The following is a 9,177-nucleotide window of genomic DNA, read 5'->3' as shown; positions in this document are numbered from 1 at the left end:
CTCAGTACTCCTCCGGGTCGATCTCGAGGACGAGCGTCCCGCCCTTGAACGCCCGCACGAGGCCGTCGGATTCGGAGAGAACGATCGACGTGGCGTTCGTGTCGCGCGTGATCGCCCCGCCGGCCATGTGGCGCGCGCCGAGTCCCTTCGGGATGTCGATCCCCTCGGCGGCGGGTTCGAGGTAGCGGTACGCGGAGACGATCTTGCCCGAGTCGCTGATGACGAACGCGCCGTCGAGCCGCGAGAACTCCTTGAGCATCACGTTGACGATCGGGTCGCCGACGTGGACGTGCGATTTCTCGAAGGGGTTGTAGCTGAGCGGGCGCGACTTGTTCATCACGTTGCCCGCGTCGCCGACGACGAACAACGCGCCGACGGGCTTGCCCTTCTGGCCCTTCTTGCCGAGATCGATCGCGACCTCGAGCACGCTGCGGATCACGTCGGGCTCGGCCCGGGAGTTGACGAACAGGTCGTAGAGGTCCGAGTGGACCGATTCCGCGGCCCGGACCCGCGAGACGGTGTCGATCTCGTCGTCGAAGGACGCGGTCGCACAGACGACGACGTCGCCGTCCTCGACGTAGCCGTCGCCGACGGCCGCCCCGACTCCGAACTCGACGAGGTCCTCGATGTCGACGAACTCGAGTGGGATCTCGACGAAGGTATCGGCGTCGACGGTGTTCTCGGTGCCGATGACGATCACGTCGGCGTCGAGGTCGGCCTCGACGAACCGGTCGTACAGGGATCCGCTGGGCGAGAAGAGCGCGACCGCGTCGGCGTCCGCGACGATGCCCGAGAGGAGCTCGGAGACAGGGTCCATTGTCGAAGACCACTCCGTGCGCGCGAAAAAGCGTTGTGGCACGCCTCAGCGCGTCCGACGCACGGCAGACACGATCCGGGCGAACGCTTTTGGCCCTCTCTGCTCAACGGGAGAACACAATGGTCGGAGTACTCGCGATCGGCAAGAAGGCGGCGTCGTTCGGCTACAAGAGATACGGCGTGCCCGGCGCGATCGCCACGACGCTCGTCGCCCTCGGGGGGTACTACTACCTGAAGAAGGCGTTGAGCGGGTCGGGAAGCGACGGGAACTCGGACGACGGGAGCTGACGACGCTCGGGACGAAAGGAGCACGGCGTTTCTCTTGAGACTGCTCCTTCAGTCCGTGTGGTCCGTAACTGCAGGGACGCCTACTGATTGAAGGAGCCATCGAGTCAGTTTCCGGGCGGCAGAACAGTATTGTATACAGACTCGTATACTGTATCGTATGAGCAAGAGCATTCGAGTAGACGAGGAGACCCATGCAGCGCTGGCCGCGCTAAAGGGTGACGACGAAACGTTCGACGACGTCCTTTCGCGACTCATCAGAGAGCGACGCGAAAGCGTCCGGGAGGGTGCCGGGCTGTGGGAAGGCACTGACGCAGCGGAAGGCGCCCGCCGGGCACGAAAGGAGATGAAACGGAGCGTCGGCTCTCGATGACGCTCTACGACAGTAGCGTCCTCATCGATTACCTCGACGGTGTTAGCGAGACGGTAGATTACATCGAAACCCGCTATGAGGAGCGCGCGATCACGATCCCGCTGGTGATGTTCGAGCTATACCAAGGGGAGGTGTTCAGGTCCGGTCCGGCGGAGTTCGATGCCCTCGATGGCGCGCTCGACTGGCTCACCGTCGTCGAGGGAACCCCCGACCTCGCGCGCTCGGCGGGCGAGCTCCAGGACGCGCTTTACCGTCGCGGGGAGCCGCTCGCGGCCCGCGACGCGTTCATCGCCGGAGCCGCGAAGGGGCTCGACGAGCGGCTCGTGGTCGCCGACTCGGACTTCGACGTCGAGGTGATCACCGACGAACTCGACGTCGAGTTCGTTTGAGGTGGTTCAGAAGACCTCCAGATACTCCTCGATCACCTCGCGCTCTTCCTCGGTGAGATCGAACAGGTCGTACACCGCCTCGTCGATCTCGGCCTCCAGCGCCTCGATGTCGGTTCCCTCTACTTCCTCGCGATCCTCCGCGAGCCGGGCGAGTAAAAGGTGGATGCGCGGGACCGGATTCGAACCTCGGTCGCAGCAGAGCTGCTCCCTGCTTCGAATCGGTCCTGCTCCCTCACTCCGCGCTGTTCGCTTCGCTCACAGCGTTCCGTTCAGTGCGCGGGACCGGATTCGAACCGGCGGACCCCTACGGGACAGCGTCCTAAGCGCTGCGCCTTTGGCCTAGCTCGGCAACCCGCGCGCAGTACGGGTTTCCCGCGAGCGGAGTAAAAACCCGTCGCTGTTCGCCCACCCGCCGCCTGCTACAGTCCCAGCGCCTCCACCAGATCGTCGAAGCGCTCGATCGTCAGGTCCGGATCGCCGCCGAAGGGCTCCCACGGCGAGCCCTTCCGGTCGACCCACACCGACTGCATCCCGGCATGTTTCGCCCCCAGCACGTCGAACCAGCCCGCGGTGACGTGGGCGATCTCCCCGATCGGGGTTCCCGTTCGTGCCGCGGCGTGGCGGTAGAGCTCCGCGGCCGGCTTGAACGTCCGGATCTCGTCGGCGCTGATCGTGTCCTCGAGCAGGTCGCCGATCCCCGCGTGCTCGACCATCGAGTCGAGCATTCCTGGATTTCCGTTCGAGACGACGTACGGGTCGTAGCCGCCGTCGCGCAGGCGCTCGATCCCCTCGCGCACGTCGTCGAAGACGTCGAGTTCGTGGTAGACCGCGAGGATCTCGTCGCGCTCCTCGGTCGGGAGGTCGACCCCGTGGGCGTCGAGGGCGTACTGGAGCGCGTCGCGGTTCATCTCGTAGAAGGGCTGGTAGGCGTCGATCGCGTTCGCGACGAACGTGTACTCGAGCGAGCGCGATCGCCAGAGCTTCGACACCGGTTCGGGGTCCTCGACGCGCTCCTCGAGGGCGCTCTCGGCCGCGTCGACGTCGACCAGCGTGCTGTAGGAGTCGAACGTGACCGTCGTGATGCGCTCGGGATCGAACGACATGCCGAAGTGTGGTGTGCCGTCCACATAGTACCCGCGTCGCCCCCGCGAGGTGGGAAGAAACGAGGGACCGGCTGGATAATGACCGACGGGGCGGTCAAACGGTTTAAATCCGATCGCGACCAACACAGGCCGTGTATCGTGCAAGCGACCGACTGCAGAACGAACGGTGGCTCGCCGACCTCGACCGGGCGGCCGACGAGCTGGATCTCGGGAGCGACACCCGTTCGACCGCCGAGGACCTCTTCCTCTCGACGGCCCCCGACGCCGAGCGCTCGAAGCCCGCCGCGATCGCCGCGAGCCTCTACGCCGCCGGACTGATCGCCGGCGAGCGCCGCTCCCAGGGGGACGTCGCCGACGCCGTCGGGGTCACCCGCCTGACCGTCCAGAACCGCTGGAAGTCCCTGCTCGAGGAGGCCGGACTCGAGCCGCCGACCTGGTAGACCGGACTGGTTAACAACGCTCCAACACTCCATACTAATCCTTGCCATTCTCGTATTGGTGTTACATAACCGGTAGGGCGGTGCTAACAGGGTTTTTGATTCCAGGGGGCTAAGAGGGAAGTGGAATGTGTCACTGCTTCGGTCCCGTCGAGGGGATGAGCGAGGACGAACGCACCGAACTACGCGAGGAACACTCCGCTGAGGAGCTCCGCGACGAGTACTCCCACGAGGATCTCGAGCGGTTAGGCGTCGCCGCGTAACCACGCCGTCGTTTTCCGCGATCGAACCGACCGCCGGGAGCTACCGCGAACGCTCGCGGTCGCGTCCGTCACGGTCGGGCGTGAGGTTGCCGTGTTCGTCGATCTCGCCGTTGACGATCCGGGTGCTCGAGACGACGTCGCCGTCCTCCGCCCGGAGGTGGTCGACGACGACCAGCTCGAGGGGGTCGTGGCCACGCTCCCGTCGGAGCTCGTTGATCCGCTCGCCGCCGGCCTCGGTCTCGGGCGAGACGATCAACGCATCGAAGCGGGGCTGGGTGGCGATGCCCGTCGGCTCCTCGAGCTCCATGACCTCGTACTCGCGGTCGTGCTCCTCGGCGAGCGCCGCGAGCTCGCTTTCGAGGTCCGCCTTTCGCTCATCGAAGGGCCGAACGTACCGGTCCTCCCGGCGGGTTTCGGGCGCGAGCTCGTCGCTCGTGAGGCCGACGGTGACGTCCCCGAGTTCGAAGGCGCGCTCGAACAGCGCGCGATGCCCGTCGTGTACCGGATCGAACGTCCCACCCAGCGCAACCTGCATACCGGTGCGATGCGAGCCGGTGGTTTAGAGCCTTCGGAAGGGCTACTCCCCGATCTCCTCGCCGTCCTCACCGGTCGGGTCGTCCGCCTCGTCCCGATCGTGCGGCTCCTCCGAACCGGCGTCGGTGTCGTCGACGGTGATGCTGATGGGCCGGCTCGTCTCCTCGCCGTCCTCGTCGAGGTACTGATCGAGGTTGAACACCGTGTTGAGCTCGTCCTGGACCTGGTGGAGGATCCCCCCGACGAGCTCGCTGGGCGCGATGGCGGTGTACTCGTAGGGGTTGTTGCCCGCGCCCTCGCTTTCGCGCTTCTCCCGGGAGACGTTGCCCTCCTCGTTGAGCTCCGCGAGCGCCTCGCGGACGGTACTGGGATAGAGGCCCGTCCCCTCGGCGATCTCCTCGCTGGTCGAGCCGGGGTACTGCCGGAGGTAGACGTAGATCCGCGCGCGGGTCTCGGTGTCGAGCACCCACGCCAGCAGGTCGACGATCCCCCTGTCGAACTCCTCGACCGCGCGGTCGGCACCCTCCTCGATACGCGTCCGGGCGTCCGAGTCCTCCTCGGAGTCGACCTCGACCGGTATCTCGTCGCCGGTGTCTGTGTCATCGTCGGACATGTCCGTTCTGAAGGGACGGAAGATTGCAGCGGTGAAAAGTCTTGCCTAGGGGGTGTCTCCCGTCGAAAACGAGGGAAGTGGATCGGTCCTGAGGACGCTATGGCGACAGGACGAGCGACTCGTAGAGCGCCTCGGGGCCCGATTCGTGGTGGAGCTGGCGCTGACGCGCGGTGCCGCTTCCCTCGGCGTGGATCCGGCCGATCCCCTCGACCCCGAGGCGTTCGCACTCCCGGGCGACGACCTCGCCCAGCGAGACGACCCCCGAGCGATCCCGCGCGATGAAGGAGGCCTCGTGGCCGTGGCGCATCGCGCGCCACTTGTTCTCGTCGAGGAGTTCGCGGCGGTGATCGTGGCCCGCGGCCCACGGATCGGCGTGGTCCTCGTAACGCTCGGCGAGGTCGAGAACGAGCGCGTGGGTGTACTCGACGAACGCCAGCACGCGCTCGGGATCGGCCTGGCCGTCGGGCGTGCGGACCTCGACGGTGCCGTGATCCGAGTGGGGCCGGACGTCGTACCACAGCTCCCCGCGGTCGTTGATCGAACCCTGCTCGACCATCAGGCGCTCGAAGTCGGCGAACGCCGAGAAGCTCGAGAAGCCCGTCGGCATCCCGGTGTTGGGCAGCCCCTCGAATATCTTCGCGCGGGCTGACTGGAGGCCGGTATCGAACCCGTTCCAGTACGGCGAGTTCGCCGAGAGGGCGAGCATGATCGGGAGGAACCAGCGGATCTCGTTGGCGATCCAGGTCGCCTTGTCGGCGTCGTCGACCCCGACGTGGACGTGCAGCCCTGCCGTCGTGTTTCGATGCTGGGGGTACTGGATGCGATCGAGCTGCGAGCGATAGCGGGGCTTCTCGGCGTGTTCGAGCTCGCGCCACTTCGCGGCGGGATGCAGGCCCGCGGCGGCGATCCGGTAGCCGTGCTCGGCGGCGTACGAGACGAGCGTTTCTCTCACTTCGCCCAGGACGTCGCCGGCCTCCGAGAGGGAGTCGATCACGGGCGTCTGGGTCTCGATCACGAACTTGAACAGCTCGTGATCGAGGCGGTCCTCGAGAACGCCGGGGGGGTCGTTCGCGTAGACGAGTTCGTCGGTCCCCGACACGGGCCGGCCCGAGTCGTCGACGACGAAGAACTCCTCCTCGATCCCGAGCGTGCCCATCCGTGTGAAGTTCTCGGCCGAACCCGTCTCCATCGGAACCGGGTTCGGCCCCCGCGGATAAATAGCCCCTGTTATGCCCCGGGATTACCGGGGCCGGGCGACCACCGCGAGGTGGTCGTCGTGGTACGGTTCGAGGCGCTCGGTCCCGAGGACCTCGTAGCCCTCCTCGAGGCGCTCGAGGACCTCGGGGAACACCTCGTCGGGCTCGCGGGTCACGTCCTCGCTTCGGGCCTTGATCGCCGCGAGCAGCCGGCCGTCCTCGCGGAGGAACTCGCGGTTCCGGAGCGCCACGTCGGCCTGCCCGCGGGTCGCGACGTCCTGGACGATCGCGTCGACGCCCGACTCGACGACGTGGGCGTAGCTCTCGGGCGTGCGGGCGTCCTTCAGCAGCGGAAAGAGGTTCGGCCGGTCCTCTGCGACCCCGACGAGGTCCCGAACGGGCCGGGGCGCGAACTCGACGGCGTAGGTCGGCCCCGCGAAGTCCGCGACGTGGCCGACGGTGGTGCCGCTCGCGGCCCCCAGGTAGAGCACCGTATCGCCCGTGTAGGGACCGGCCTCGGGATCGCTTCCCGCGAGCCCCGTCTCCATCCCCGTCTCGAGCATCGCGCCGAGCTTCGAGCGGTTGGGGTCCCACGCGCGCCACCCCTCGGAGGTGGGCTCGCCGTAGACCGGCTCCCCGCGGGTCGCGAGGCGATCGGACCCGCCCAGATCGCGCCGTTCGATCCCCTTGGGCAGGCTCATGTCTCGTCCTCCCGCGCCCGGATGGTCGCGATGCGGTCGTCGAGTTCGTCGTCGAGCTCGGGCCGGCGGTCGCCCGAGTAGTGGTCGACCCGGGCGACGATGGTGAGCTTGCCCGCGAGCGCGCGGGCGGCCGAGCCCCGATCCTCGGGGCGGGTGCCCCGGACGTACTCGTGGGTGAAGATGATGCCGTGTTTGGGCGAGGGGGCGTGGCCCCGCAGGTGGGCGAACAGCGCGTCCTCGGCGCCGAGCACCTGAAGGGTGCCGCTTGGCTTCTTCGCGAGCTCGCCGAGCCCGCCGGCCAGCGCGATCAGTCGTGCCGCGAGCACCGGCCCCGCAAGCACCGCGAGGTTGGGCGCGACCGCGGGCGTGGTCCGCTCGATGAAACCCCTGAGGGAATCGGCCTCGTCGGCCACCGCGGCGGTCCGGGAGGCGAGCGCGACCGCCCGCTCCTCGACCGGGTCCTCGGGCTCGTGCCCGGCCAGCTCGCGGGCGTACTCGACGCCGGCACCCTCGTCGATCCCGAGGCTGCCGCCCCATTCGGCGACCCGTTCGGCGAGCTCGTTGGCGACGCGCTCGGCGTCGTCCATCGCGCGGACCGCGTGGACGAGCTGGGCGTCGTCGGCCCGCTCGCGCTCGCGGACCTCCTCGCTGGCGGCCGCGACGCTCGCGTCGTGAAGCCGCTCGTAGTACCCTTCTCGCGTGTCGGCGAACCCCGACTCGACCGCCAGCGCCGGCCAGTCCTCGGGGGCGTCGGCGCGGCCCTCGCGGACCGCACGCGCCCCGTCGTCGGGCGTGACCCCGGCGAACCATCCCTCGCTCATACCCTCCACTTACCCCGCCGTCCGGTAAACCCCTCGCTCCGCCGGCGACAGAGTTTAAGTAACATACCCGATATTTCCTGCCAATGAACGCGCGAGGCGAACCATGAGCGACGAGCGAGTGACGATCGGAACCGCAGACGACGGGACGCCGGTCGGAATGCCGGTCGTCCAGCTTTTGACCGGCCGGGGCTTCATCACCGGCAAGTCCGGGTCGGGCAAGTCCAACACCGCGAGCGTCGTCGTCGAGGAGCTGCTCGAGGCGGGCTACCCCGTCCTGATCGTCGACACCGACGGCGAGTACTACGGGCTCAAGGAGGAGTACGAGCTGCTGCACGCCGGCGCCGACGAGGAGTGTGACATCCAGGTCGGCCCCGAACACGCCGAAAAGGTCGCCGAACTCGCCCTCGACCAGAACGTCCCCACCATCCTCGACGTCTCGGGCTACCTCGACGAGGACGCCGCCGACGAACTCCTCCGAGAAACCGCCCGCCACCTCTTCGCCAAGGAGAAGAAGCTGAAGAAGCCGTTCCTGCTGGTCGTCGAGGAGGTCCACGAGTACATCCCCGAGGGCGGCGGGATGGACGAAACTGGCCGGATGTTGATCAAGATCGGGAAACGCGGGCGGAAACACGGGCTGGGGATCGTCGGCATCAGCCAGCGGCCCGCCGACGTCAAGAAGGACTTCATCACGCAGGCGAACTGGCTGGTTTGGCATCGGTTGACGTGGGACAACGACACGAAGGTCGTCGGACGGATCGTCGGCGGCGAGTACGGCGAGCGGGTCGCGGAGCTCGACGCGGGCGAGGCCTTTCTCCAGACCGACTGGACCGATGGGGAGGTCCGGCGGGTGCAGTTCAAGCGAAAGCGGACCTTCGACGCGGGGGCGACGCCGGGGCTGGAGGACTTCGAGCGTCCCGAGCTCAAATCGGTCAGTGATGGACTGGTCGGCGACCTCCAGTCGATCAGCGAGGACCAGCAACGCGAACGAGAGCGGGTCGCGGAGCTCGAACGCGAGCTCGCCCAGCGGGATCGGCGGATCGACCAACTGGAGCGCGAGCTGGAGTCGGCCCGCGACGTGAGCGAGGCCGCCCGCCAGATGGCCGACGCGCTGTCGGGAGAGGGAACGATCGAGCCCGCACAGGCGACGCTGCCCGAGGCGACGATGGACGACGAGCTCGAACGGCTGCGCTCGGAGAACACCGCGCTGGAGGCCGAGATCGAGGAGCTGCGCGGGCGGCTGGAGGGGCCTCAGGGGACGGACGAACGGGCGCCCGAAACCTCGGCGGACGGCGACGGTGCGGACGGGGAACGCAGGGACGAGACGGGCGGGCCGAACGCCGAGGCCGTGGGGATCGCCGCGGAGATCGAGGCCGCGAGCCGGCGGTCGCTCTGTGGCGAGACCGAGACTTGGGCCGTCATCGAGGTACTGGCCGATCGGGAGGGCGCGACCGCCAGCGAGGTCGGCGGGGAGGTCTCGGCGCCGTTCCAACACGTCTGGACGCTGCTCATGGAGCTTCGGGGCTGTTCCTGCGTCGAGCGGGGATCGGACGGGATCTACACGCTCTCGCCTGCTGCGCGCGAACTCGTCCTCGAGAGTGCCGATCCGCTCTCGGCGTAGAGCGGGTGGTTACGCCTCGCCAACGGGC

Annotated in this window: 13 protein-coding genes and 1 tRNA gene; 6 read left to right on the top strand and 8 right to left on the bottom strand. The window is 68.0% G+C overall.

Going from position 1 to position 9,177, the window contains the following annotated elements:
• Position 1 precedes the first annotated feature (1 nt).
• A complete protein-coding gene (gene dacZ, locus WOA58_RS04280) occupies positions 2–817 on the bottom strand; it encodes a diadenylate cyclase DacZ (protein ID WP_340602919.1) in 816 nt (271 codons plus the stop codon).
• Between the two features lie 119 nt (positions 818–936).
• On the opposite strand from dacZ, the gene WOA58_RS04275 reads away from it, so the two are divergent.
• From WOA58_RS04275 to WOA58_RS04265, 3 genes are all read left to right on the top strand, one after another.
• Positions 937–1,104: a hypothetical protein gene (locus WOA58_RS04275; protein ID WP_340602918.1), complete on the top strand. Its 168-nt coding sequence runs from the start codon at positions 937–939 to the stop codon at positions 1,102–1,104.
• A 157-nt stretch (positions 1,105–1,261) separates the two neighbouring features.
• Positions 1,262–1,474, top strand: a complete 213-nt coding sequence (locus WOA58_RS04270) for a DUF7557 family protein (RefSeq protein WP_340602917.1) — start codon at positions 1,262–1,264, stop codon at positions 1,472–1,474.
• Complete coding sequence (locus tag WOA58_RS04265; RefSeq protein ID WP_340602915.1) at positions 1,471–1,863, top strand: PIN domain-containing protein; 393 nt, start codon at positions 1,471–1,473, stop codon at positions 1,861–1,863. The genes WOA58_RS04270 and WOA58_RS04265 overlap by 4 nt, the downstream gene beginning before the upstream one ends.
• A 273-nt stretch (positions 1,864–2,136) precedes the next feature.
• On the opposite strand, the gene WOA58_RS04260 is transcribed toward WOA58_RS04265, so the two are convergent.
• Together WOA58_RS04260 and WOA58_RS04255 are read right to left on the bottom strand one after the other, a co-directional pair.
• Positions 2,137–2,221: transfer RNA gene (locus tag WOA58_RS04260), tRNA-Leu, on the bottom strand.
• Between the two features lie 61 nt (positions 2,222–2,282).
• A complete protein-coding gene (locus WOA58_RS04255; RefSeq protein ID WP_340603122.1) occupies positions 2,283–2,966 on the bottom strand; it encodes a haloacid dehalogenase type II in 684 nt (227 codons plus the stop codon).
• Positions 2,967–3,097: 131 nt separating this feature from the next.
• Between WOA58_RS04255 and WOA58_RS04250 the strand changes: the two genes are divergently transcribed.
• Together WOA58_RS04250 and WOA58_RS04245 are read left to right on the top strand one after the other, a co-directional pair.
• Positions 3,098–3,406 carry a transcription initiation factor IIB family protein gene (locus WOA58_RS04250; RefSeq protein ID WP_340602914.1) on the top strand — a complete coding sequence of 103 codons (309 nt, stop codon included), beginning with the start codon at positions 3,098–3,100 and terminating at the stop codon, positions 3,404–3,406.
• A 125-nt stretch (positions 3,407–3,531) separates the two neighbouring features.
• Complete coding sequence (locus WOA58_RS04245) at positions 3,532–3,666, top strand: hypothetical protein (protein WP_340602913.1); 135 nt, start codon at positions 3,532–3,534, stop codon at positions 3,664–3,666.
• Between the two features lie 40 nt (positions 3,667–3,706).
• On the opposite strand, the gene WOA58_RS04240 is transcribed toward WOA58_RS04245, so the two are convergent.
• The 5 genes from WOA58_RS04240 to WOA58_RS04220 form a co-directional block, all read right to left on the bottom strand.
• Positions 3,707–4,201, bottom strand: a complete 495-nt coding sequence (locus WOA58_RS04240; protein WP_340602912.1) for a phosphopantetheine adenylyltransferase — start codon at positions 4,199–4,201, stop codon at positions 3,707–3,709.
• Between the two features lie 42 nt (positions 4,202–4,243).
• Positions 4,244–4,813, bottom strand: coding sequence for a winged helix-turn-helix domain-containing protein (locus WOA58_RS04235; protein WP_340602911.1), 570 nt, complete (start codon positions 4,811–4,813; stop codon positions 4,244–4,246).
• Positions 4,814–4,910: 97 nt separating this feature from the next.
• Positions 4,911–6,002: a glutamate--cysteine ligase gene (locus WOA58_RS04230; protein ID WP_340602910.1), complete on the bottom strand. Its 1,092-nt coding sequence runs from the start codon at positions 6,000–6,002 to the stop codon at positions 4,911–4,913.
• A gap of 51 nt (positions 6,003–6,053) precedes the next feature.
• Positions 6,054–6,710: a fibrillarin-like rRNA/tRNA 2'-O-methyltransferase gene (locus WOA58_RS04225; RefSeq protein WP_340602909.1), complete on the bottom strand. Its 657-nt coding sequence runs from the start codon at positions 6,708–6,710 to the stop codon at positions 6,054–6,056.
• Positions 6,707–7,531 carry an NOP5/NOP56 family protein gene (locus tag WOA58_RS04220; protein WP_340602908.1) on the bottom strand — a complete coding sequence of 275 codons (825 nt, stop codon included), beginning with the start codon at positions 7,529–7,531 and terminating at the stop codon, positions 6,707–6,709. Before WOA58_RS04220 ends, WOA58_RS04225 begins: the two co-directional genes overlap by 4 nt.
• Before the next feature lie 103 nt (positions 7,532–7,634).
• Here WOA58_RS04220 and WOA58_RS04215 point away from each other — a divergent pair, with 103 nt between their 5' ends.
• Positions 7,635–9,149 (top strand): ATP-binding protein, encoded by a 1,515-nt coding sequence (locus WOA58_RS04215; protein ID WP_340602907.1) that lies wholly within the window; start codon positions 7,635–7,637, stop codon positions 9,147–9,149.
• Positions 9,150–9,177 lie beyond the last annotated feature (28 nt).

This window comes from Halalkalicoccus tibetensis (assembly GCF_037996645.1).
GTDB classification, from domain to species: domain Archaea; phylum Halobacteriota; class Halobacteria; order Halobacteriales; family Halalkalicoccaceae; genus Halalkalicoccus; species Halalkalicoccus tibetensis.
The sequence above is the reverse complement of the archived record's forward strand: the minus strand, read 5'-3'. Positions and strand labels throughout refer to the sequence as shown.